The sequence below is a fragment of the Acinetobacter sp. TY2 genome, assembly GCF_046269225.1.
GTDB lineage: Bacteria > Pseudomonadota > Gammaproteobacteria > Pseudomonadales > Moraxellaceae > Acinetobacter.
The window spans coordinates 1-23674 of record NZ_JBJZOR010000001.1 but is presented as its reverse complement, the minus strand read 5'-3'; the positions used below and the strand labels follow the sequence as shown (position 1 = coordinate 23674).

Annotated in this window: 22 protein-coding genes and 2 tRNA genes; 11 read left to right on the top strand and 13 right to left on the bottom strand. The window is 36.7% G+C overall.

The features are described from left to right. The first annotated feature begins 48 nt into the window (after nt 1-48). Nucleotides 49-1056, top strand: coding sequence for an AraC family transcriptional regulator ligand-binding domain-containing protein (locus tag ACK1JC_RS00120; protein ID WP_409509831.1), 1008 nt, complete (start codon nt 49-51; stop codon nt 1054-1056). Nucleotides 1057-1155: 99 nt separating this feature from the next. After that, nucleotides 1156-1848: an aquaporin Z gene (aqpZ, locus tag ACK1JC_RS00115; protein WP_409509830.1), complete on the top strand. Its 693-nt coding sequence runs from the start codon at nt 1156-1158 to the stop codon at nt 1846-1848. A gap of 86 nt (nt 1849-1934) precedes the next feature. Here the strand turns inward: aqpZ and ACK1JC_RS00110 are convergent, their stop codons facing one another. The 3 genes from ACK1JC_RS00110 to ACK1JC_RS00100 form a co-directional block, all read right to left on the bottom strand. Continuing rightward, nucleotides 1935-2180: a hypothetical protein gene (locus ACK1JC_RS00110; RefSeq protein WP_409509829.1), complete on the bottom strand. Its 246-nt coding sequence runs from the start codon at nt 2178-2180 to the stop codon at nt 1935-1937. A 137-nt stretch (nt 2181-2317) separates the two neighbouring features. Further along, nucleotides 2318-3421, bottom strand: a complete 1104-nt coding sequence (locus tag ACK1JC_RS00105) for a DNA/RNA non-specific endonuclease (protein ID WP_409509828.1) — start codon at nt 3419-3421, stop codon at nt 2318-2320. A 323-nt stretch (nt 3422-3744) separates the two neighbouring features. Continuing rightward, nucleotides 3745-5625, bottom strand: a complete 1881-nt coding sequence (locus ACK1JC_RS00100; RefSeq protein WP_409509827.1) for a potassium transporter Kup — start codon at nt 5623-5625, stop codon at nt 3745-3747. Nucleotides 5626-5746: 121 nt separating this feature from the next. Between ACK1JC_RS00100 and ACK1JC_RS00095 the strand changes: the two genes are divergently transcribed. The 3 genes from ACK1JC_RS00095 (at nt 5747) to ACK1JC_RS00085 (ending at nt 7064) form a co-directional block, all read left to right on the top strand. Next, nucleotides 5747-5837 (top strand) — tRNA-Ser (locus tag ACK1JC_RS00095). A 518-nt stretch (nt 5838-6355) separates the two neighbouring features. Beyond that, the gene (locus tag ACK1JC_RS00090) at nt 6356-6871 is read left to right on the top strand and encodes a tetratricopeptide repeat protein (protein ID WP_409509826.1); all 516 of its coding nucleotides are present in this window, start codon (nt 6356-6358) and stop codon (nt 6869-6871) included. A gap of 117 nt (nt 6872-6988) precedes the next feature. Further along, nucleotides 6989-7064: transfer RNA gene (locus ACK1JC_RS00085), tRNA-Thr, on the top strand. A 121-nt stretch (nt 7065-7185) separates the two neighbouring features. Here the strand turns inward: ACK1JC_RS00085 and ACK1JC_RS00080 are convergent. The 3 genes from ACK1JC_RS00080 to ACK1JC_RS00070 all read right to left on the bottom strand — a co-directional run bounded on the left by ACK1JC_RS00080 (nt 7186) and on the right by ACK1JC_RS00070 (nt 11179). Further along, the gene (locus ACK1JC_RS00080) at nt 7186-7995 is read right to left on the bottom strand and encodes an SAM-dependent methyltransferase (protein WP_409509825.1); all 810 of its coding nucleotides are present in this window, start codon (nt 7993-7995) and stop codon (nt 7186-7188) included. 95 nt (nt 7996-8090) lie between these two features. Next, on the bottom strand, nt 8091-9392 hold the full coding sequence (locus tag ACK1JC_RS00075) for an FAD-dependent oxidoreductase (protein WP_409509824.1): 1302 nt from the start codon (nt 9390-9392) through the stop codon (nt 8091-8093). Nucleotides 9393-10303: 911 nt separating this feature from the next. Continuing rightward, on the bottom strand, nt 10304-11179 hold the full coding sequence (locus ACK1JC_RS00070; protein WP_409509823.1) for a pirin family protein: 876 nt from the start codon (nt 11177-11179) through the stop codon (nt 10304-10306). Nucleotides 11180-11485: 306 nt separating this feature from the next. Between ACK1JC_RS00070 and ycaC the strand changes: the two genes are divergently transcribed. After that, complete coding sequence (gene ycaC, locus ACK1JC_RS00065) at nt 11486-12109, top strand: isochorismate family cysteine hydrolase YcaC (protein WP_409509822.1); 624 nt, start codon at nt 11486-11488, stop codon at nt 12107-12109. A gap of 158 nt (nt 12110-12267) precedes the next feature. Beyond that, nucleotides 12268-13191 (top strand): LysR substrate-binding domain-containing protein, encoded by a 924-nt coding sequence (locus ACK1JC_RS00060; protein ID WP_409509821.1) that lies wholly within the window; start codon nt 12268-12270, stop codon nt 13189-13191. Between the two features lie 94 nt (nt 13192-13285). Here ACK1JC_RS00060 and ahpC read toward each other — a convergent pair whose 3' ends face one another. The 4 genes from ahpC to ACK1JC_RS00040 all read right to left on the bottom strand — a co-directional run bounded on the left by ahpC (nt 13286) and on the right by ACK1JC_RS00040 (nt 17424). Continuing rightward, the gene (gene ahpC, locus ACK1JC_RS00055; protein WP_409509820.1) at nt 13286-13849 is read right to left on the bottom strand and encodes an alkyl hydroperoxide reductase subunit C; all 564 of its coding nucleotides are present in this window, start codon (nt 13847-13849) and stop codon (nt 13286-13288) included. A gap of 317 nt (nt 13850-14166) precedes the next feature. After that, a complete protein-coding gene (ssb, locus tag ACK1JC_RS00050; protein ID WP_409509819.1) occupies nt 14167-14784 on the bottom strand; it encodes a single-stranded DNA-binding protein in 618 nt (205 codons plus the stop codon). 51 nt (nt 14785-14835) lie between these two features. After that, entirely contained in the window at nt 14836-16200 is a 1365-nt protein-coding gene (locus tag ACK1JC_RS00045) for an MFS transporter (RefSeq protein ID WP_409509818.1), read from the bottom strand. A 138-nt stretch (nt 16201-16338) separates the two neighbouring features. Continuing rightward, a complete protein-coding gene (locus ACK1JC_RS00040; protein ID WP_409509817.1) occupies nt 16339-17424 on the bottom strand; it encodes a DUF475 domain-containing protein in 1086 nt (361 codons plus the stop codon). Nucleotides 17425-17661: 237 nt separating this feature from the next. On the opposite strand from ACK1JC_RS00040, the gene tenA reads away from it, so the two are divergent. Beyond that, a complete protein-coding gene (gene tenA, locus ACK1JC_RS00035) occupies nt 17662-18333 on the top strand; it encodes a thiaminase II (RefSeq protein WP_409509816.1) in 672 nt (223 codons plus the stop codon). A gap of 61 nt (nt 18334-18394) precedes the next feature. Here the strand turns inward: tenA and ACK1JC_RS00030 are convergent, their stop codons facing one another. Together ACK1JC_RS00030 and ACK1JC_RS00025 are read right to left on the bottom strand one after the other, a co-directional pair. Then, nucleotides 18395-18679 carry a YciI family protein gene (locus tag ACK1JC_RS00030; RefSeq protein WP_409509815.1) on the bottom strand — a complete coding sequence of 95 codons (285 nt, stop codon included), beginning with the start codon at nt 18677-18679 and terminating at the stop codon, nt 18395-18397. Nucleotides 18680-18748: 69 nt separating this feature from the next. Beyond that, nucleotides 18749-19090: a GlpM family protein gene (locus ACK1JC_RS00025; protein WP_409509814.1), complete on the bottom strand. Its 342-nt coding sequence runs from the start codon at nt 19088-19090 to the stop codon at nt 18749-18751. 200 nt (nt 19091-19290) lie between these two features. Between ACK1JC_RS00025 and ACK1JC_RS00020 the strand changes: the two genes are divergently transcribed. Then, nucleotides 19291-19665, top strand: coding sequence for a hypothetical protein (locus tag ACK1JC_RS00020; protein ID WP_409509813.1), 375 nt, complete (start codon nt 19291-19293; stop codon nt 19663-19665). Nucleotides 19666-19739: 74 nt separating this feature from the next. Here the strand turns inward: ACK1JC_RS00020 and ACK1JC_RS00015 are convergent, their stop codons facing one another. Then, nucleotides 19740-20096 (bottom strand): DUF1304 domain-containing protein, encoded by a 357-nt coding sequence (locus tag ACK1JC_RS00015; protein WP_409510006.1) that lies wholly within the window; start codon nt 20094-20096, stop codon nt 19740-19742. Between the two features lie 260 nt (nt 20097-20356). Between ACK1JC_RS00015 and uvrA the strand changes: the two genes are divergently transcribed. Both uvrA and ACK1JC_RS00005 read left to right on the top strand, forming a co-directional pair. Next, a complete protein-coding gene (gene uvrA / locus ACK1JC_RS00010) occupies nt 20357-23188 on the top strand; it encodes an excinuclease ABC subunit UvrA (protein WP_409509812.1) in 2832 nt (943 codons plus the stop codon). 149 nt (nt 23189-23337) lie between these two features. After that, complete coding sequence (locus tag ACK1JC_RS00005; RefSeq protein WP_409509811.1) at nt 23338-23610, top strand: AbiJ-NTD4 domain-containing protein; 273 nt, start codon at nt 23338-23340, stop codon at nt 23608-23610. Nucleotides 23611-23674: the final 64 nt, after the last annotated feature.

Sequence of the window (23674 nt, the reverse complement as noted above, 5' to 3'; positions counted from 1 at the left end):
GACTTAATACGACAACTTATTCTCACTACAACAAGAAAGGCCATAAAGATGCAACGGATAAAGGATTATGCCGGCTCAGTCTATGGTGGTTTGGGGCACTTGCTTTATGCATTTTGTCAGACCCGAAAACTAGACATTTCCGAACAATTACAACAGGTTCAAAATTTAGAGCGTTTTGATTTTGCACTTTGGCGGGACATACTCAAGCAAATGAGTCATGACATTAAAAGTCCTGCTCTCGGATTAGAAATTGCGGAACATGTTCAACCTAAACACTTGGGTATTATTGCTTATATTGCACAATCGAGTGAAACCCTCGGTGAGGCTTTGGCACGTTATCATGACTTTCATCGCTTGATTTATGATGGCAGTCCACTACAACTCAATAGATGTAATGAATATATTTCAATCCGTTGGGGAAAATTGCCTGAACATCTGACTACACAAGTTACCGATGAAATTGCGATGGCATTGATGGTGCAATTTTTACGACATTTTTTGTCACTAGACGACATTTTTTTACATGAAGTACACTTTTGTCAAACTGCGCCAAAAGATATTAGCTTTTATAAAAAATACTTCCGTTGTAAGGTCAAATTCTCACAACCTTATGCAGAATTGCTTTTTGATCCATATATTTTAAATACTGAAATTAAACATGCCGATCAAACTTTACAAAAACTTTTGATGCAACAAGCGACATCTTTATTAGAAAAACTACCAAATAGCACACAGTTAGATGAGCGTTTACAGCAATTTATTCTCAGAGGTTTACAGAAAAATAATTATCAAATTGAAGATGTTGCAAAACAACTTAATATGTCTATTCGCCAGTTACAACGCCATTTACAACAACAAAACACCACTTATCAACAGCGAGTACAAGATATTCGCAAGCTACTCGCCACACAATATTTAAGCGATCCACATCTAAGCCTACAAGAGATTGCACTACTCCTGAGCTATTCCGAGCAAAGTGCATTTCAACGTGCATTTAAATTATGGACAGGGGTTACGCCTTTACAATGGAGGCAACAAGATCAAATCAATGCATAATTGTCATAGATTTTTAAACAAAATTGATTAAAATACCTTCAAAGTGCTTCAAAAAGCCTGATTAAAATAAATATCAAATATCTAAAAATAGGAAACAATATGAATAAATATCTTGCTGAATTCATTGGAACATTTTGGCTTGTCTTTGGTGGTTGTGGTAGTGCTGTGCTTGCCGCCGCGTTCCCTGAGCTTGGAATTGGCTTTGCAGGTGTTGCACTTGCTTTCGGTCTGACTGTTTTAACAGGCGCTTATGCTCTAGGACACATTTCAGGTGGTCACTTCAATCCTGCTGTGAGTATCGGCTTAATGGTTGGCGGTCGTTTTGATGTAAAAGATCTTTTGCCTTACATCATTTCACAAGTCATTGGCGGTACTTTAGCTGCATTCATTCTCTATCTGATTGTACAAGGTCAAGCTGACTTCACAGGTACAGGTGGCTTTGCAACAAACGGTTTTGGCGACTTATCTCCGGGTAAATACTCAATGATGTCAGCATTAATAATTGAAATTGTACTGACTGCCGTATTCCTCATCATCATCATGGGTTCTACAGACAAACGTGCACCTGCGGGCTTTGCACCAATTGCCATTGGTCTAGGTTTAACCTTAATTCACTTAATCAGTATTCCTGTAACAAACACTTCTGTTAACCCTGCTCGTAGTACTGCTGTCGCTTTCTTCGCTGAAACAGCAGCGCTTAGCCAATTGTGGTTATTCTGGGTTGCACCAATTATCGGTGCGATCATTGGTGCAGTGATTTATAAAGTTTTGGCAAATGGTCAAGATAAATAAAATGCTACGTTACATCTCATAGCGTTAACGATAAAAAGTCCGCATCTAATGCGGACTTTTTATGTTCGAATATATAGGATCATGCATTATAAAAATGGATTTTCAACTTCACCTAGATCAGGTCGATCAATTGTTTCTGGCAAATTTATTTGAGCTTCTAAAACACTGACAATAGTATTTATATAGTCTTGCAATACCTTTGCAGCCTCTAACCCTTGCTGATCTTTCGTGATCTGTAAATTACCTGAAAGATTAACCACATCTACATCATTTTCTAAAGTGAGATCATGAATGCTATGTGATTCTGTACCATTTTCAAAAGGTTTAAACATTTAAATTATTCTCAGCTATTTTCATCATTATGCTTTGAGTATATGTCAGTTTTTTTAGAATATTCAAACTTATTCAGCTTGCTATCCCAAGAAATTACATATGGTCAGACGTCATTTTATTTAATCTAACCATATGCTTACTGTTTATTTAAAAGCTGTAAAATAAACTGCAATAAAGCATCTTTTAACTGTTGAACCAAAGCATCTTGCGTTTGCTGATCTACTTTTGGAAATTCTGTTGGTGTAGTCGTTGAACTCGATGTATTCGACTGTCCTGACTTAAATTGCTTCTTAAGCGCAGTTAGCTGCTCTGCGGAAACATTTTCAGCACACTGACTATTTGCATCCCAATGGGAATAAGCAATTTTCTGTCCCGCTTTCACCTGTGTTGCTTTAAATGGCAGATTATACGTATTGCGCTTCTGCTCTTCCGTCAATTGTGGAAAGAGGTTCATGCCTAACTGTTCTTCAAGTTGGCAAATACTGACTATTTTAACTTGTAGTGAATTATCATTCGGTGCGTAATATGCCCCAATCACACCATCTTTCGGAATATAAACTGCCTTAAAAACTGCGGTTGGAACAATGACCCCATTGCCAATGGTTTTGAGTTTCTTTGCAGCAAATACAGGTCCCGTAATCACATATACATCTTGCTTTTGCTTGGTGACAATAGCACGTGTTGCTTCTTCTAATTCACGCCACACTTGCTGATTATTTTTTGGCGCTTGCGGCACCATATTTGCCAACGAAAAGCTATCATACTGTGAGGCTTTATCAGGCATATCTGCATTTGGCGACATGTGCCCCCGGTCATAACCTGAAGCTCGATAATCGGATAATAATGCACGATGTTTTTCACTCACACGTGTTTCTTCGTGAAAGCTATCTTCACGTTTAATTTTTTGACTTAAGCGCTGTGGTGATAAATGCTCAGCAGTCCACAATGGTGTTTTTGACATGCCTGAATACATGACATTAAAGCCATTAAAACACAGTGGATAGGTATTTTTTTGTAAACTTTCTTTGGCTAAAAATGGCGGTTCTTCACGATAAAATTGTTTCAAACATTCTGAACTGCCAGATGCTGTAAAAGGAATATATTGTGCAATTTTTTCTTGTCCAAATGCAAAGGCAAAACTTCCTGTTGCAATCACACCCAATACCATTTTAACCAATGAATTATTCAACCAATTCCTTCCTGAAATTACTGATGTTTTGCGACTTTTCTTACGCGCCATTCTAACAACTAATCCTGAATTAAAAATCGTAAAAGGAAAGTGATTTATAGAAAATTTTCACCTGAATATTCAAATGAATAAATATTATTCATTTTCTACTTATTCCCCGAGTTATAGGATGTTTCAATACAAATAAAGATTTATAAATTATGGCATAGTTCATTTTTTTATTAGACTTCCAGACGACATTAATTGTCGTTTTAATGCATTATTTCATGTGAAAAACCACTATATACTTCAACTTTAAATATTTATCCTATTTTTGTAGACACAAAAAAGCCAAGCGAACTTGGCTTTATCATCTATATGTTTAAATCATATTTTTAAATTTCGATTTGACTTCCCATTTCCACCACTCGGTTTGGTGGAATTTGATAGAAATCACTGACAGGGCTTGTATTTCGTTGCATTGAAATAAATAACTTTTCACGCCAAGGCGCCATACCATCACCTACCGTATGAATCAGGCGATCACGAGAAATAAAGAAGCTGATTCGCATCATATCAAATCGAATGTTTAACTGTTGATATGCCAATTCTAAAGCATCTGGAATATTCGGCTGATCTTTAAATCCATAATAAACGTAGATGCGTTGGAATCGATCATCTAAAACTTCTACACGAATTCGTTCCTGATTAGTCACATAAGGGACATCTCGGGTAATGACCGTGACCATCATATTGCGTTCATGCAAAACTTTATTGTGCTTAATATTATGCAACATCGCATGTGGCACAATATTTGGGTTGCCTGTAAGAAAAATTGCATCACCTGGTACAAAGATCGTTTCAGAACTTAAACTGACGCTTTTAATAAATAGTTCAAGTGATAAGGAATCTTTGGATAAGCGGTTAAATACAATCTCACGGCCATCTTTCCATGTCATTAAAATACAGAATGCAATTACACCAATCAGAATTGGCACCCATCCACCAGATATGATTTTTAATGATGTTGATGCAATAAAAACCAAATCAATCAACAAAAATGGAATTGCAAATAGTGCCACTTTCCATTTTGGCCAACGCCAAAAACCATAGGCTAGAATAGCAATCAAAATGGTGTCACAGAGCATGGTCATAGTAACCGCAACACCATAGGCACTCGCCAAATTTGCACTATTTTGAAAGATTAATATCAGCAATAAAATTGAGATATATAACACCCAATTGATAAAGGGCAGATAAATCTGTCCTTGTTCAACATCAGATGTATGTTGCACAGTTAAACGAGGCAAATAGCGCAATTGAATCGCCTGATTTGCCATGGAAAATACACCCGTAATTACCGCTTGTGATGCAATAACAGCAGCGGCTGTCGCCAAGCCAATCATTGGGTATAAAGCCCATTCAGGAATCAAAAGATAAAATGGGTTTTCAATGGCTGCGGGATCACGTAAGAGCAATGCACCCTGTCCTGCATAGTTCAGTAATAATGCAGGTAGAACGACAGTGAACCATGCCAACTTAATCGGTATACGTCCAAAATGGCCCATATCGGCATAGAGTGCTTCGCCACCTGTCATGGTCAAAATCACTGCACCCATCGCAATAAATGCAACAAAAGGTTGATGATAAATAAAGCTAATTGCCCAATGCGGACTAATCATTGCCAAAACATAAGGCGTCTGAAAAATACTATTTAGCCCAATCACGCCAATTGCAACAAACCATGCAAGTGTCACTGGACCAAAAAATTTTCCCATCGTTCCTGTACCATGTCGTTGTACAAGAAACAGTCCTGTCAAAATACCAATTGCAATTGGCATCAGCCATTGATTAAAAATTGGTGTGGCAATACTCAGCCCTTCAATAGCAGACATAACAGAAATCGCAGGGGTAATAATACCATCACCAAAAAATAGTGAAGCGCCTATAAAACCAAGTGCGATCAGAAAGATTTTTTTATTATCCGCAATTCGCGTGGAGCGAAGATTCAATGCCAATAAAGACATAATCCCGCCCTCGCCATTGTTATCGGCTTTCATAATGACAGTGATGTATTTGAAGCTAATGGTGAGCATCATGCACCAAAAAATTAACGATAAAATACCGAGTACGGTACTCTCATTAATCGCAATATGGGCAGAAATAAAGCATTGTCGCAGGGCGTACAATGGACTAGTTCCGATATCTCCAAACACCACACCAAGCGCAGCGAGTGTAATGGCAGGCAATGCAGCTTTTTTAGCAGTACTTTGCATAGATAATTCTTCGTTGAATAAACGCTGTTTTGGCGAATAATATCACTGAGTAAAATAATTTGCTTAAATCAATTGTTTCAACTTGGCATAACTGAGTTTTTTCGTTATTATCCGTCGCCTTGGTGAGGTGTCCGAGTGGCTGAAGGAGCACGCCTGGAAAGTGTGTAAACGTTTATAGCGTTTCGAGGGTTCGAATCCCTCTCTCACCGCCAAATTGCAAGAAACTGCACTCCAAAGCAGTAACAAAAGGCTTGAATCTAAAGGGTTCAGGCCTTTTTGTTATCTAGGCAATTACATGTAGTCTATTACAATCTTGCTATATCTGAGAGTATAAATTTCTCTCTTATAATACTGATTCCCATATAACGTCGATTAATCTAAGACAGACAAGAGATTAAAACTTGAATTTCAACATAAAGAATACTTTTTAATCACGATTGGATTTTTTTAAATTTTACTTCACTTTATTTAATAATATGTACTTATAGTAAAGTGAAAATAAGCTAAATATAAACATAACGTATGATGTAAAATAAATACTTAAATTATCATTAATTAAAATAAAAAATATTTAAATAAACTTAATAATATTTAAAAATAATTTAATACTAAAAAACATACTCTTAACTCAACAATTAAAATAAATTAAATAAAAAGCAAAATTTATATTTACAACAAAATCGATCTTTGTTAATAATAATGCAAACAAAATCACATTAAGAAGAAAAAGATGAAAAATTTACAATTGCTTATTTTTGGTGCTTTAGTTATTGCAAATGCAAGCGTGTTCTCAAACTCAAGCTTTGCTCAAGAACCAATAAAGAATCCAATACAAACTGAGCAGAGTACTTGTCATTCATTTGCATGGAACCTTGCAGCAGCACAAAAAGGCGATGCTCAAGCACAATATAATCTTGGCATGATGTATTTAAATGGCGATGATGTAAAAGCTGACAGTAAGCAAGCAATTACTTGGTTAAAAGCTTCAGCACAACAAAACAACGTACACGCCTCTTATCATTTGGCAGTAATGTCAGAACGTGGTATTTCAGTGACTCCGAATGATAAAGAAGCATTCCAATGGTATTTAAAAGCTGCTGAACTCGGTCATGCGAAAGCACAATACAAAGTTGCGAGTGCTTACCGTACAGGTACTGGTATACAACAAGATCAAGTGCTTGCAGCACAATGGTTCAGGAAATCAGCGAACCAAGGTAATCTTATGGCACAAGCTAATTTGAATTAATAAGATTAATAAAACATCAATATAGCCTTTAATTTTAACTTTTTTATCCGCAGTGGAATGTTTGTATATTTTTTGGCTTGCATTCTCATTTTTTTTCTGTAGAATTCACGACACAACGCCGACATAGCTCAGTTGGTAGAGCAACTGACTTGTAATCAGTAGGTCCACAGTTCGAATCCGTGTGTCGGCACCACATCTTAGCCTCGCTTTTAAAGTGAGGCTTTGTTGTTTCTAGGCATTCGCTTTTGATAAAGTATTCATTTTTTAAAATTATATGATTCACAATACTTTAAAAATTTAGAGCTCTTTCCTCCCTATTTTTCTGCTGTAATTTGTACATAGCGAACAAACCCATCATCAAACAGTTTCTGACATAGCTTTGCTGTCATTTTTATTTTAAATGCATCTAAATTGTGTGTTTTAAGTTTTCGCTGATCAATATAATGTGCAAAACCTGCCAAAACAGACTGAGATAAGTCTTCAATTTGAATATTTTTAAATTTCTGATCTTTGAGTGCTTGCTTAATTCCTTGCCTGAATAATAAATCTTGTACATTCACATCGGCAGATTTCAACATTGTTTGATAAGGTAGACGTTGAAAATTTGTGAGTTGTTGCCATTTTTCGGTCAGCATCAGTGTATGGAACCCGACACGACCATTTTCAGCCAGTACCTTCGATATCGAAAGAAGTAATTGATCTAAATTACAATGATATGCGGCATCTATAGAGATGATCACGCTAAATGGCTTGATTGGATACAATTGTGCTAAATCTAAAAAAGAATAACGATGGATGTGAATATCTGGAAGATGTAGTTGAATCAATTCAACGCATGCAGATTGGAGTTCAACCGCTTCTATTCGTGTAGGATGATAATGTTCTATCCAATGTTTGAGGCTTGCACCTTGTCCACAGCCTAAATCGAGTAGATGATCGTGTGGACTTAAGTGTAGCGCATGAGCAAGATGATCCGCCAAAGCTTGTGCAGCTTGTATATAGCTCGCTTGAGTGTCTGACCAATAGCCAAGATTACTCCAAGCAAGTATTGCATCATCCCCCAACATTTGGGCATTGATGGCGTACTTATGCTGAGGGAAGACTTTCCAAAGGAATTTACGCATAGATCACTCAAATGCCTATTTTGACTTCATTTTCTCAGCACAGTCTATCATTAACACCCATTTTTAAATCATACATGCCATATAGAAAATGGCGATTATGCATAGCCAAGTTCAGGGGCAACTTCCACTTTTGGCTTTAAACCTTTAAAAGGGATTGGGGCATCAAAAATTTCCGCTATATGCATCGCAGAAGTCACTGCTGATTCTAAAATTGGTAAACCATCGCATGACCACGAACCACAGTAGAATACTTTACGGTCTGTTGCCTGATGGCGTTGTTGTAATTGATGATTGAGTTCAACTGTCACAGAGTCAACTACAGCACGTGTTAATGTCACTGAAGAAATGATCTTTTTCGGATCAATTGCCGTAACTGGACGCCATGTTTGGAATACTGGAGATTTTCCAACCAAAGTCGGTTCAATTGCATTTAACCATACTGTAAATTGCTGACGGGTAAAGTTACGATCCATCATATAACTCAATACAGCCCACTCTTTACGTTTTGGCGGCATCACGGTTGCATCGGTATGCATGACCAATTCACCTTGCTCAAACTTAAACTTTTTCAACAAAGCAATATCATCAGCAAACTGTTCATTATTAAGGAAACTTTCAATCTTATTGGTTGGTGTTGCTACCACCACACGATCAAACTCAAACTGCTCACCTTGTGCATTTTCAACATGCACATGCTCACCACGTTGCTCTACTAACGTGATTCGAGAATCGCTATGAATATCAATACCTTCAATCAACTTATCGACAAATGCAGCAGTTCCGCCATGTAAACGAAGCAATGCATCACCATCAGTCAACTGTCGAAGAAAAACCAAGAGTGGCTTTGCTGGCCATTCACCAATAGTTTTGGGATCACAAGTACAAATGGTATAGAGCACAGGCATCACCGCACCATGCCAAAAGACTTCTTCAATTTGATTATGATTGATGAACTCAGCGAGCGTAATATCTTGATTTTTAGATTTAAAAAATTGATGAATAGCTGTTTTGAGTTGTAACATCCCCTTCACCAAACGCCAACCGTACTGCTTAATTCCTTTTTTATTGTTAATAATGGGAAAGTTACCAATACGCGTTCGGCTCGTGGTCAGCCACGTTTCAATTTTGTCATCAAATAGCCAACTGCATGTCATAAATGTACGAACAGGGAAGGATTTAATACCTAAATGCGTTGCAAAGCTCAGTGTATTTTGCCAAAGATGCGGATTCATGACACGCAAAGGCGCATCAATGATTCCACCTTCAAAAGCAAGGCTATGACTGTCCATGCCTCTACCTGACAATGCTTCAAAAATTGTTATATTATGCCCAGCATCTTGCAAAATTCTTGCGGTCGCAAGCCCTGCCATGCCACTACCGATGACTGCAATCTTCAACGTTATTATCCAGAATTAACCATTTTTTTTATTATGACTGATGCTTATCCAATAAGAGCTATTAAAAAGTTCCAGTTTTTCAGATTTTTGATTGTTCAATCCTTGCATACCACTATTTGATTTACTCAAGATTCACATTGTGACTCCAATGACATCAGGAAATGAGTGATTTTAACTAATAAATCAAATTATGTTAATTAAAACATATAAATCAATATATTAAATTTACTTTTTGTTTAAAAATACTATTTACAAATATTATTAACTTCATTATTATGCGAGCCAATAAAGAGAAACATATCACGTATTACAAAATAAATAACAATACGATGATGTAATTTAAAAATTAAAATACGACCAGAATAATAAATAAAAGAGAAACTACAGCGCAAAAAGGATCTCTAGTCCAAACACTAGAGATCCTTTTTTATTATGTAAAATTTTTACTTTTTCAAAAATTCAACGCATATCTATGTACATCTATGAAAATTTGACCGATTATTAAAATTAATGTCTATTTTTTATACAAAATTACAAAAAAAGAAAAAGCTTTTCAAAAAACATATATAAATCAATGCACAAATAATTATCTTTTGCTTTACAACGCTGAAGAAACACACTAATATGCACGCAACAAAATGATAACCAAGTCACACTAATTAAGGTAAACACTACTATATGTGCAAATAATAACAATAAACAATAATAATAGTTGCAAATAATAAAATAGAAACTACAGCGCAAAAAGGATCTCTAGTGTGTGGACTAGAGATCCTTTTTATTATAAGCCTTTAGATAATTTTTTTCGCATAGCTACGCATAATTTTCAGCATACTTTATCAATAAAAAGCGGATCTGTGGATCCGCTTTTTATTGATAATATTGTATAGAACAATTTATGTATCAATCGCTTAAGACTGAACTGGAATCGTACCAAATTTACCATTGTTAAAATCGTTAAAAGCTTCAACAATTTCTTCTTTGGTATTCATGACAAATGGCCCATAACCTTGAATAGGTTCATTAAGTGGCTCACCTGTTAGAACAAGGAATTTCGTATCTTGTATTGCTTCCAATAATATCGCTGGATCATCATTTTGTTCAAACAATACAATTGAACTATCTTGAACTTTTTGCGTACCATTAATTAGCATTTCACCTTCAAGTATAACAACAAGTACTGTGTGGCTCATAGGCACATGAATATGCTCAGATTTCTCTGCTTTCAACTGACCATCCCATACATTGATTGGGCTAAATGTTGACGCTGGCCCTTTCACATCATGGAATGTTCCCGCAATCACACGAATCTGACCCGCATCATCAGCAAAATTTACAACTGGAATATCAGAATTATCAATAGCTTGATAACGCGCTGGTGTCATTTTATCTTTTGCAGGCAGATTTACCCACAATTGAACCATTTCAAATAAACCACCTTTTTTAGCAAATTCTTTTGAATGAAATTCTTCATGTACAACGCCTGCACCTGCTGTCATCCACTGTACATCGCCAGTTTTAATGATACCACCACCACCACTCGAATCTTTATGCTCAACTTCACCTTTATAAGCAATCGTCACAGTTTCAAAACCACGGTGTGGATGTGAACCTACTCCATGTTGTGCAGTTGTTGGCTGAAATTGATATGGTGCAGCATAATCAAGTAATAAAAATGGACTCACAGCTTGACCTAAACGATCATAGCTGAATAGATTTTTTACTGGAAAGCCATCGCCAACCCAATGCATATTTTGATTACGATACACACCAATTACTTTTCTCATTTTTTTGGCTCCAATTTGATCAATTATTTAACTTGGTTATATGTTATTGCGTTTATCATCATCACAACATAGTGCTACCAATATTCTTCATCTCAAATATAGGAATATTATGAAGCTAGATTAAATAAATAAACTCTTTCTTATAAAAATCATTATATTACCCATAATGTCTTATATTTAGGATTATCTTTCTCACAATACACACTTAACGAACTAAAAATCCACCAGTAAAGTGTTGTAAATTCGAAATTGATTTCGGATTTTAAATTTTTTGATAATCCTGACGCATATTTAAGGAAAATAAAAATGGGCAAGCCATACGTACGTTTAGACAAAGATAATGCAGTGGTTCTTTTAGTAGATCATCAAACTGGTTTACTTTCACTGGTTCGTGATATTGATCCTGATAAATTCAAAAACAACGTTTTAGCACTTGCTGCTGCGGCGAAATATTTTAACCTTCCAACAATTTTAACAACAAGTTTTGAAGATGGTCCAAATGGTCCTTTAGTTCCTGAACTTAAAGCAATATTCCCAGATGCACCTTATATCCCTCGTCCTGGTCAAATCAATGCTTGGGATAACGAAGACTTCGTAAAAGCAGTTAAAGCAACGGGGAAAAAACAGTTGATCATTGCTGGTGTTGTAACTGAAGTTTGTGTTGCTTTCCCAGCTCTTTCTGCACTTGCTGAAGATTTTGATGTGTTTGTTGTAACGGATGCTTCTGGTACGTTCAACCAATTAACTCGTGATTCTGCATTAGACCGTATGTCACAAGCTGGTGCTCAGTTGATGACTTGGTTCGGTGCTTCTTGTGAATTGCACCGTGACTGGCGTAATGACATCGAAGGTTTAGGTGCATTATTTGGTGCGCATATCCCTGACTATAGTAACTTAATCCAAAGCTACGTAAAAAATACAACAAAATAATCAGTAAAGTATTCAGTTCTACTGAATAATAAAAAAGCGATTTTTGTATCGCTTTTTTGTTTTTATTTCAAACAATTTTATTTTTAAATATCTAAATTCTACTGATTTTCACATCAATGATATAATTTTTACTCTGACTGAACGTTTCGGGTGAATCAATGCATTCTTTTGATGACTATTATTATTTTTACCTTGTCGTCAAACATGGCGGTTTCAGTGCTGCGAGTGAAGCAAGTAATATTACAAAATCCAAATTAAGTCGTCGCATTTTAGATTTAGAAGCAAAATTTAATATTACATTGATTCAACGCTCTACAAGACATTTTAAAGTGACAACACTTGGACAAGAATTTTATGAAGAGTGTAATAAAATTATTGAACAAGTTGAAGTTGCACAAAGCGTATTGCTAAAACAAAAAATTGATCCGCAAGGTTTAATCAAAATTAGCTGTCCTGCAGTAATGATGGAGTATCAAGTTCGTCCCTTACTCAATGACTTTTTAAAAAATCATCCAAAAATAAATGTCGAGCTTGAACTAACGAGCCGCCGTATCGATATTTTACGCGATGATATTGATCTTGCGATTCGTACCAATTTTTCATCCAATGAAGATTCTAGTATTATTGTTCGTGATGTCATTAAAACTACCCATTGTTTAGTGGCAAGCCCTGAGTTATTACAAGGTAAAACGCTAAAACATATTACTGAACTCAGTGCATTTCCAAGTATTGTTTTAGGTACGCACAAACAACAGTATCACTGGCATTTACATAATCTAACACATACAGATGAAATTGATATTCCGCTACAACCGCGAATTAAAAGTAATGATTTAGCAGGTACCTACTATGCTGTACTTGATGGTTTAGGCATTGCCGATTTGCCTTATTTGACGGTAAAAAATGATATTCTCGCAGGTCGACTGATTCATTTATTCCCCGATTGGTGTTCAAATATAGGCACTGTTCAATTGGTTTACGCTTCTCGTAAAGGTCAACGCCCTGTTATGGAAAAACTAATTGAACATTTAATTGAAGGTTTACGAGCTTACGCACCTGAAAATGATGGCTACTTGATGTAAATGTAATTTTAAATTATTAAATGTATTTAAATTAAAGTAAAAAACCGAGCATATTCTGCTCGGTTTTTTTAAAAATATATATTTAATCAAAAATTTATATTTTTCCAACTAAATCAATTGACGGTGCAAGTGTTGAATCACCTTCTTTCCATTTTGCAGGACAAACTTCACCTGGATGTGCATAGACATATTGTGCTGCTTTCACTTTACGCAATAACTCTGATGCATCACGACCAATACCACCTGCATTGATTTCTACAATTTGAATTTTACCTTCAGGATCAATTACAAACGTACCACGATCCGCCATACCATCGGCTTCAATTAAAACATCAAAGTTTTTAGCTAAAGTCCACGTTGGATCACCTACCATCGTATATTGAATTTTCTTAATTTCATCAGAAGAATCGTGCCAAGCTTTATGCGTAAAGTGTGTGTCTGTAGATACTGAATAAATTTCTACACCCATACTTTGAAATTCTGCATAGTTGTCTGCTAAATCACCCAATTCTGTTGGACATACAAAGGTAAAATCAGCTGGATAGAAAAATACAACTGACCATTTACCAAACATATCTTTTTCAGATACTTCAATAAATTCACCATTTTTATATGCTGTTGCGTTAAATGCCTTAACTTCAGTATTCATTAAACTCATTTGGTATTCCTTCAATTCATTTCAGAAAATGCTTATTTGGTGAAATCAGAATACGTAAAAACACAAAATAGGTAAAACAGTAGTTTTTTATAAAAATAATCGTTTTTTTAGATTTAGACTTTCATAGACATCATTAAAAATACCTCAACAAAATAAACCATATATGCTCTTTTAACTTAACATTTTTTATAGTTAAAAAAATAGCTTCTCTTATTTACAAAACAAAAGAAGCTATTTTTCATCTTAAATATTTGAGTTTTATATATTAATAACTAAATTAACTTATAACAACTTAACAAATTACTTAGATATATGATCTAGAACGGAAGATCATCATCTAAATCTGTAGGTGCTTGCGCAGGCGCAGATGGAGCAGCAGGTTTAGGTGATTGAAAACCTTGGTTTACAGAATTTCCGCCATTACCATAACCACCTTGATTGCTCTGATTGTTATAACCACCTTGGTTAGCCCCCTGATTACCATAACCACCGCCTTGGTTGTTATTGCTGTTATTGTTGTTATAACCACCTTGCTGATTATTATTGAAACGAGGTTGATTATAACCACCATTATCAGCGTTTTGACCTTGATCACCTTGCTGACGGCTGTCTAGCATTTGCATTTGGTCACCACGAATTTCTGTCGTATAGCGCTCTTGACCATTCTGATCTGTCCACTGACGTGTACGAAGTGAACCCTCAATATAAACCTTTGAACCTTTACGTAAATATTGCTGTGCAATTTCACCTAAACGATTATTCAAGACAATACGGTGCCATTCTGTTTGTTCTTTTCTTTCGCCCGAACTTTTGTCTGTCCACGATTCGCTTGTTGCAATCGAAAACTGTGTCAATGAACCACCATTTGGAAACGATTTTGTTTCAGGATCTTTACCCAAAGTACCTACTAAAATAACTTTATTTACGCCGCGCATCTGCTCTAATCTTCCTATTCGAATCTATGTTTTACTTTATAAGAGTTATGATTAAATGGCTACCTCTTTACCCAACAAGTGCGTTAAATGTTGTCGCGCAGCATCGTCAATTTGCTGTTTATCGACCTTTAAATACGCCACTTGATGTTCTGACATCACCACAACTTCTTCAATACCACGAATTGCCAATAATTGAGAAGTCCAATCATCGGTTTGTTTATCTTCAGGTAAACGAAGTACAACAGAGCTTAAATAACGGGGTTGTTCCAAGCCAAAACTAATAAATAACCAAATGATGGCAATCGCAGAAAGAATGCTCCAGCCCATGGTTGTATTGTGCAAAAGTAACAATTGCCCGCCTAATGTTCCGCCAAAAAATGCACCGAGGAATTGTGCACTCGCATTAACCCCCATTGCAGTTGCTTTGGACTCAATAGGTGCTACTTTTGAAATCCATGAAGGTAAAAGTGCTTCCATCACATTGAATGCAATAAAAAATAAACCTAAACCTGTAAGCAGAATATATTTCGACTCGTAACCAAAAATTAGAATCAGTAAACCTGTGATAATTCCTGTAATTGCAACAAGAAAAATTCCACGCATTTTGCGATATTTTTCAGCCAAAATAATACTTGGAAATGCGAAAAACAAGCTGACGAGTAACAGCGGTAAATACACAATACCATGCTTTGACAATGGAATTCCTGCATAACCGATTAACTGCGATGGAACATAAATAAACATTGCTGTGAGCAATAAATGTAGAGAAAAAACTGAAACATGTAGTCGATTTAAATCACCCATTTTCAGCACTTGTTTAAGCTGTTTTACATAACCATGTTTAAAATTTTGATGATGGCGTGTGGTTTTAGGCACCATAAATAACATAAGCATGGCAAGCAAACCCATGATTGTAGTCACCCAGAATAATCCTGAGATTCCGACCAAAGTCGTCAGCCACGGACCAAGACTAAATGCCACCACAAAAGACACACCTATACTCATGCCCATGGTTGCCATTGCTTTAGTACGGTTTTCTTCACGTGTGACATCAGCAAGTAGTGCCATTACAACTGCTGAAACAGCTCCTGCACCTGCAATTGCCCGCCCAATGATTACGCCATAAATCGTTTCAGACATTGCCGCAACTGCACCACCAAGTGCAAACAGCAGTAAGCCAAAAATAATCAGTGGCTTACGGCTAAAACGATCTGCCAGTAAACTAAAAGGTATTTGTAACAATGCCTGACTTAAACCATAGACACCAACTGCCAATCCAAGCAATGCTGGTGTTGCATACTGATATGACTGCCCCGCCACTGCAAATACTGGGATAATCATGAACAGACCTAACATTCGTAAAGCAAAAATACTGCTCAGCGCAAAGGTCGAACGACGTTCTAAGGCATTCATCATAGCTATAAACTTTTCAATTTAATCAAACAACTCTCTAAATACATCATCGCATATTGGCGTGACTTTGTCGCAATTTCACCCGTAAAAAAGAGGATGCAATAATGCATCCTCCTAATCATAGTTTTTCTACAAAGGTCATTAACCCTGTTGTACTGTCCGTTTGTTATATTGAATAGATGCAAAAATTGCCCAAACAATAAATGCGACACCAATCAGACCTGTCACAACTTCTGGTACATGCACACCCGTACCACTTGCAAGCATAATGAACGCCAATGCACCAATCGCGTAATGTGCACCATGCTCTAGGTAAATGTATGCATCCAAAGTGCCTTTCTCGACTAAATAGATAGTCATAGAACGCACGAACATTGCACCAATTGCAAGACCAAGCATGATGATCACAACATCAGAAGTAATCGCAAATGCACCAATTACACCATCAAAACTAAATGATGCATCAAGCACTTCTAGGTAAATAAAGCCACCAATACCCGCTTTAATTACACCTGTAGGCGCACCATTGGCATCATGTCCAACGGCATTCCCCTCTTCATCGACTTCAGGTTCACCACCAAGCATATGACTGAGGACTTGAACACCTACATAAACCACGATGCCCCAAATACCCGCCATTGTCACGGCTAAACGTGTTGCATCATCAACATTGGCAGCCATTATCAGCAAACCAATCAGTGCAATGAAGACTGACATTGCAGGTACATTTGCTAAACTTGCTAAACGATGTTCTAACCATTTAAACCAATGAGTATCTTTACCTTCGTCAAGGAAGAAATTCAAAAATACCAGTAATAAAAATGAACCACCAAATGCTGCAATTTCAGCATGATGTGCCATTAATTTTGCAGAGTATTCGATTGGATTATTCAATGCCATGCGCACAACTTCCATCATGCCCATGTCTGCGGTAACTGCAACAATGACCACAGGAAAAACCAAACGCATACCAAAAACAGCAATCAAAATACCGACTGTTAAAAAGATCATTTTCCAAAAATGATCCCAATTACGTAGTACAGATGCATTTACAACAGCATTGTCAAAAGACAAAGAGACTTCCATCACTGCCAAAATTGCAGTAATGGTCAGCGCAGTCAGCATGGCTTGTACGCCTGCATTTGGACCGTGATTCAGTCCCCAATATGCAGATATACCTAAACATACGACCGTAAAAATGATTGAGAAACCAAAGTGTTTCCACATGATAGATCGACCTTCAAAGAATATTTGAACTAGCGTAAAACTTAAAATTGATTAAGTATAATTGCGCGTAATTATGACGACTTTTTCACATTTAAGCCAAAATTCTTCGTATGATTTTTTGTAGCACCGCATTAGCGTACCTATACATCTCATTATGGCTCAGTATCTTCTGCCCAAAACTCTTGCTATAGTCCCGAGATTCGCAAAATTTAACCCCTTATTTTACGGAAATTGAATATGAGTTTTTCTCAAGACGTATGGCAACGTAATCTCGCATTATATGAAAAAACATTGGCACTCCCTTTTAATCAAGAGTTGGCTCAAGGCACACTGAGCAAAGAGGTGTTTTGTCATTATGTCATTCAAGATGCACATTATTTAGTAGCATACGGTCGTGCTTTAGCAGTATGCGGTGCGAAAGCCTTTGATGCAGATGATATTATTCAGTTTACCCAAGGAGCAAAAGAAGCCATTGTCGTCGAACGTAGTTTACATAACGGCTTTATGCAAGATTTTGGTATTAACAAAGCAGACTTTGAAAATACGCCTTTAACGCTCGCTTGCCATCATTACACGTCATTTTTAACAGCAACCGCTTGGTCTGAAAGCTACCCTGTAGTACTTGCATCACTCTTGCCTTGTTTTTGGATTTATGCAGAAGTTGGCAAAGACATTGTCAGTCAATCAGTTACAAATAATCCGTATCAAGCTTGGGTCGACACATATTCAGGTGAAGAATTTAACGAAGCTGTGAAAAATGTTCTCACAACTATTGATCGTATTGCTGAACATTGCGATCCAGATACGATTGAAAAAATGCACAAAGCATATACCAAAGGTGCTGAACTTGAATGGTTATTTTGGGATGGCGCTTATCAGCAAAGACAATGGCTAGGTTTAGATGAGTAATCCCTTCACAACCATTAATCACCAAGCATCAATACAATCATTTTAAATCGGGATTACTCGTTTAAATCCCTTTTAAAAGCTCAAAACCAGATGCGGTCAGTCCGACATTTAGTTGGGTGATGTCATAACTTGCCACTGCCTGAAACGGATCATTTTGTAAAATTTGTTCAATTTCAGGCAAAGGCATGTCTTTCACTAAAAATACACCACCCGTTATAGGGTTTTTTCGACCTGTGGCAATAAACGTACCATTGGTAATGTATGGTTTAAGCCAATCGATATGCGCTTTTAAAAGAAGGTCTACTTCATCTAGACTTTTTTGATAATTCAAATTAACGATATACATATTTATTACTCAGAAGTTCAACTTTTTATAATCAATCATTTTTATATATACAATGATCACAAACACTGTTTATGAAAAGTAATGATTCCATCCCAAAATTAAAACGATTGCTGCAATAATCCAACATGCTGTAGCAACACCTAAACATGACCACATGGGTAATTTTGTCGCAAGTAAATATACCATCAATAAATAGATAAAATATGGAATGAGCGACCACATACCGAAAAGTGCGGTTTGTTTTAATGCATCTGCACCTTTTTCCTGTGCCACAATCACATGTGCAATCAGCGCAAAAGTTGGAAACAGTGGAACTAAACCTGCAATATAAAATGCCTTACTTTTTGAAAGAATTGAAATGAGCAGAACGACTGCCGCACCTATGACACATTTCAAAAATAACGACAGCATGTCTAATCCAAGGATTGAATCTAAATAAGTTATGAGAGTTTACGCTGATTGTTTAGTTTTAAAAGATGTCATTTAAAACGATTGAAACATCTTTATCTTATAAAGGTTAGACAAGGACATAAAAAACATGTCAAAATAAATGAGAATAATTATCATTTATAATTATTTAAAAACGGAAATCTTAATACTACGGGGGCAATATGCATCAGGATAATTTAGGTACAGAGGCTATTCGTGCATTTTTTACATTACAATGTTGTTGGCTCAATAGTGAAGAAATTTATTTAGAAAAGGGCTGTACACACTGTGGTTCTGCTGCAACATATTTAATTTACTTTACCAACTCTCCCATTCAAAAACTGATGTTGCAATTCATTGGCAAATATCAATGTCATTTTGCGAGAAAAATGGATTTACTCGATTTTCCTGATTTTGAAGAAAAATATAATGATTTTCTGCAAATACTTGAAAATGAGATCAATACCTATGCTCGAACACACCATGAAATACCGAAAAATCATAGCTTTGAAGATATAGATTCTATTTTTGAAAGATCCTATGCAATCGCATCTTAGTCACAAGCATTTCACAGTATAACGAGGAGATTGTTCTCCTCGTACTTACACAGTCAGCTCTACAAAACGTAGAATTAAGCTAGAAAGTTTACAGCCAATAAAGCAATCAATGCAGGTAATGCCTGAATATATAAAATCTTTTTACTCGCAGTCATTGCACCATAAACACCAGCGACAAATACACAGCCCAAAAAGAAATTGGCAAGTTGCGTGGCAAACGGTGCGGTAGCGCATAAAGACCAAATTAGACCTGCTGCAAGAAAACCGTTATATAAGCCTTGATTCTGAGCTAAAACCTTAGTCAGTTTTGCCTTTTCAGCATTGTTACCAAAGGCTTTCATACCGATTGGCTTATCCCACAAAAACATTTCCAAAATAAGGAAATAAATATGCAGAATAGCAATAAAAGCGATCAAAAATTTTGCAATAATCATGTACGATCCTTTGTTTTTATAACGTTAATGTGATGACATTGAAGACTCTATTTTAAAGCCAGTTTGACTTAAAAATACATTATTACCTATAAAAAACTGACTTGCTGGTCTATTACACGCATCATTCTGGTGGGTTTTTTTTAAAGCATTATCACCCCGACACAAAATGTCGTTAAAAAACGATTTAATACAGCTTGAACAAAATTAAATCGCTATCATATACAAGTTTTCAATTTGCATAATTTCGAGAAAGTTTTATGAGCCAAAGTCATATCCGTATTCGAGGCGCACGTACCCATAACCTAAAAAATGTGTCCCTTGATATTCCACGCGACAAGTTTGTGGTGATTACGGGACTTTCAGGTTCAGGTAAATCATCACTGGCATTTGATACTTTATATGCAGAAGGTCAGCGACGCTATGTAGAATCACTTTCAGCATATGCACGTCAATTTCTATCACAAATGGAAAAACCTGAAGTCGATTCAATTGAAGGTTTAAGCCCTGCCATTGCTATTGAGCAAAAATCGACAAGTCATAATCCACGTTCAACGGTAGGAACAATTACCGAAATTTATGACTATTTACGACTTCTCTATGCACGTGTCGGTACACCGTACTGCCCTGAACATGATTTACCGATGGTGGCACAAACGGTTTCGGAAATGGTCGATGCAGTAAAAGCCTTAGAGGAAGGCACAGCATTGATGCTTCTTGCACCTGTCGTGCGTGAGCGTAAAGGTGAATACACCAACCTGTTTGAACAATTACAAAGCCAAGGTTTTGTTCGTGCCCGTGTCGATGGTGAAGTCATTGATATTGATACACCGCCAGAACTCGATAAAAAGAAAAAACACACCATTGAAGTAGTAGTAGACCGCTTTAAAGTCCGTGATGATTTGGGTAACCGTATTGCAGAAAGTTTTGAAACTGCACTTCGTTTAGGCGGTGATATTGCAACATTGTCGTGGATGAATGGCGAACACTCTGATCGTGTTTTTTCAGCAAAACATTCCTGTCCAAAATGTGACCGAGCTGTTGCTGAATTAGAACCTCGCCTATTTTCATTTAATAATCCATTTGGTGCATGTCCTGTTTGTGATGGTTTGGGTACACGTAGCCATTTTAGTGCCGACAAACTCATTCCAAGCCCTGAATTTAGCCTAAATCAAGGTGCAATTCGAGGTTGGGACAGACAGCGTCCGTACTATTACAGCATGATTGAAAAAGTCGCTGCGCACTTTGAGTTATCTTTAGATACGCCATGGAATGAACTTGATGCCGATACCAAAAAGAAATTCCTTTATGGTACAGGCAAAGAAAAAGTGGACTTAAGTTATGTCGATGAACGTGGTCGTAAACATAGCCGCGTGCAAGCTTTTGAAGGGATTTTGCCACACCTAGAACGCCGCTACCGTGAAACTGAAAGCAACTATGTTCGTGATGATTTAGCACAATATTTGTCGAATGCAGCATGCGATGCCTGCGATGGTTCGCGTCTGAATGAAATCTCTCGTAATGTAAAAATTTTGGATAAAACCATTGCCCAAGTAACAAAAATGTCAATTGGTGATGCGGAAAATTATTATCAAGATTTAAATCTTGAAGGTGCAAAAGGCGAAATCGCCGATAAAATTTTTAAAGAAATCCGTGAGCGTTTGCACTTCCTTGTATCAGTGGGTTTGAATTATTTAAGTTTGTCACGTTCTGCTGAAACCCTTTCAGGTGGTGAAGCACAGCGTATTCGTTTGGCATCGCAAATTGGTGCAGGCTTAATGGGAGTCATGTATGTCCTTGATGAACCTTCAATCGGTTTGCATCAACGAGATAATGATCGTCTATTAGAAACTTTAGTTCGTTTACGTGATCTTGGAAATACCGTTTTAGTCGTTGAACATGATGAAGATGCCATCCGTGCAGCCGATCATATTATTGATATTGGTCCAGGTGCAGGTATTCACGGCGGGCATGTCATTGCCGAAGGAACATATGATGAAATTTTGGCAAATGAAAATTCTCTTACAGGACAATATTTATCAGGTAAATTAAAAATTGCCGTACCAAAAGTCCGCACTCAGCCACCAAAACCAGAAGAACAAATTAAGCTGATGGGTGCATCAGGTCATAACCTACAAAATGTCGATTTAACTATTCCTTTGGGTGTGATGACATGTGTAACTGGTGTTTCGGGTTCAGGAAAATCAACTTTAATTAACCGTACATTATTACCTCTTGCTGCAACGCAGTTGAATGGTGCAACGACGCTTACCGCTGAAAAATTCGATTCAATTGATGGTCTACAATTTTTAGATAAAGTCGTCGATATTGACCAAAGCCCAATTGGACGTACCCCTCGTTCTAATCCAGCGACCTATACAGGTTTATTTACCCCAATTCGTGAATTGTTTGCTCAAACGCCTGAAGCCAAAGCACGTGGTTATGCTGCGGGTCGTTTTTCGTTTAACGTAAAAGGTGGTCGTTGTGAAGCCTGCGAGGGTGACGGCATGATTAAAGTGGCTATGCACTTCTTACCTGATATGTATGTGCCATGTGACTCGTGTCATGGTGATCGTTATAACCGTGAAACTTTAGAAGTTGGCTATAAAGGCAAAAACATTTCTGATGTTTTAGGTATGACTGTTGAAGATGCAATGCATTTCTTTGATGCGATTCCTGTCATTCACCGTCGTTTAGAAACCTTGAATCAAGTCGGTTTGGGTTATATCCGTTTAGGGCAATCTGCAACGACACTTTCAGGTGGTGAAGCTCAACGTGTAAAACTCGCTCGTGAACTTGCGAAGCGTGATACAGGTAAAACCTTGTATGTGCTTGATGAGCCAACGACTGGTTTGCATTTCCACGATATTGCGAAACTTTTGGATATTCTTCATGAGCTTCGTAATAAGGGCAATACCATTGTGGTGATTGAGCATAATTTGGATGTGATCAAAACTGCTGATTGGGTAATTGATTTGGGTCCTGAAGGTGGTGCAGGAGGCGGTATGATTATTGCCGAAGGTACACCTGAGGAAGTGGTGAAATCTAAAGTTTCACATACGGCTAAGTTTTTAAAGCCGTTGTTGAAGTGATTAATCCTCCCCAGCCCTCCTTTTCAAAGGAGGGAGCACTCCACTATTAATTCAATGGAGTTCCCCTCTTTTTAAAAGATGAGCAACAAAGTTGCGCAAGGGGGAGATTAAAAAAGTAAAAATAGGACAATAAATTTATTGGGGAAAAAATGCGCTTTTCAGAAAGATATGGATATAAACCTGTTCGTGAAATTATTCAGAAAGAAAGCATGGATGATGATTTAAAAAATAAATTATGGTCTATTTTATTTATACAAATTTTTGAAAAATACTCATTATATGACCGTTATAACGAGTTATTTTCACCACTAATCATTAACATTTGGATTGATTTATTAAAGCTCCCTTTAGATGAAAAACCTTCCTCATATAAATTTACAATATTTATGAAAGAATATTTATACAGAAGTGATGTGTGCTGAAAAAACAGGAGGTTTTAACTTGGTAAACTAAACACACTCATCAGGAGTTTACCATGAGCAAGAA

Excerpts from the sequence above, each read along its gene's own strand:
- ACK1JC_RS00120 (WP_409509831.1), top strand. The coding sequence starts at position 49 with ATGCAACGGATAAAGGATTATGCCGGCTCAGTCTATGGTGGTTTGGGG.
- aqpZ (WP_409509830.1), top strand. The coding sequence starts at position 1,156 with ATGAATAAATATCTTGCTGAATTCATTGGAACATTTTGGCTTGTCTTT.
- ACK1JC_RS00110 (WP_409509829.1), bottom strand. The coding sequence starts at position 2,180 with ATGTTTAAACCTTTTGAAAATGGTACAGAATCACATAGCATTCATGAT.
- ACK1JC_RS00105 (WP_409509828.1), bottom strand. The coding sequence starts at position 3,421 with ATGGCGCGTAAGAAAAGTCGCAAAACATCAGTAATTTCAGGAAGGAAT.
- ACK1JC_RS00100 (WP_409509827.1), bottom strand. The coding sequence starts at position 5,625 with ATGCAAAGTACTGCTAAAAAAGCTGCATTGCCTGCCATTACACTCGCT.
- ACK1JC_RS00090 (WP_409509826.1), top strand. The coding sequence starts at position 6,356 with ATGAAAAATTTACAATTGCTTATTTTTGGTGCTTTAGTTATTGCAAAT.
- ACK1JC_RS00080 (WP_409509825.1), bottom strand. The coding sequence starts at position 7,995 with ATGCGTAAATTCCTTTGGAAAGTCTTCCCTCAGCATAAGTACGCCATC.
- ACK1JC_RS00070 (WP_409509823.1), bottom strand. The coding sequence starts at position 11,179 with ATGAGAAAAGTAATTGGTGTGTATCGTAATCAAAATATGCATTGGGTT.
- ycaC (WP_409509822.1), top strand. The coding sequence starts at position 11,486 with ATGGGCAAGCCATACGTACGTTTAGACAAAGATAATGCAGTGGTTCTT.
- ACK1JC_RS00060 (WP_409509821.1), top strand. The coding sequence starts at position 12,268 with ATGCATTCTTTTGATGACTATTATTATTTTTACCTTGTCGTCAAACAT.
- ahpC (WP_409509820.1), bottom strand. The coding sequence starts at position 13,849 with ATGAGTTTAATGAATACTGAAGTTAAGGCATTTAACGCAACAGCATAT.
- ssb (WP_409509819.1), bottom strand. The coding sequence starts at position 14,784 with ATGCGCGGCGTAAATAAAGTTATTTTAGTAGGTACTTTGGGTAAAGAT.
- ACK1JC_RS00045 (WP_409509818.1), bottom strand. The coding sequence starts at position 16,200 with ATGATGAATGCCTTAGAACGTCGTTCGACCTTTGCGCTGAGCAGTATT.
- ACK1JC_RS00040 (WP_409509817.1), bottom strand. The coding sequence starts at position 17,424 with ATGTGGAAACACTTTGGTTTCTCAATCATTTTTACGGTCGTATGTTTA.
- tenA (WP_409509816.1), top strand. The coding sequence starts at position 17,662 with ATGAGTTTTTCTCAAGACGTATGGCAACGTAATCTCGCATTATATGAA.
- ACK1JC_RS00030 (WP_409509815.1), bottom strand. The coding sequence starts at position 18,679 with ATGTATATCGTTAATTTGAATTATCAAAAAAGTCTAGATGAAGTAGAC.
- ACK1JC_RS00025 (WP_409509814.1), bottom strand. The coding sequence starts at position 19,090 with ATGCTGTCGTTATTTTTGAAATGTGTCATAGGTGCGGCAGTCGTTCTG.
- ACK1JC_RS00020 (WP_409509813.1), top strand. The coding sequence starts at position 19,291 with ATGCATCAGGATAATTTAGGTACAGAGGCTATTCGTGCATTTTTTACA.
- uvrA (WP_409509812.1), top strand. The coding sequence starts at position 20,357 with ATGAGCCAAAGTCATATCCGTATTCGAGGCGCACGTACCCATAACCTA.
- ACK1JC_RS00005 (WP_409509811.1), top strand. The coding sequence starts at position 23,338 with ATGCGCTTTTCAGAAAGATATGGATATAAACCTGTTCGTGAAATTATT.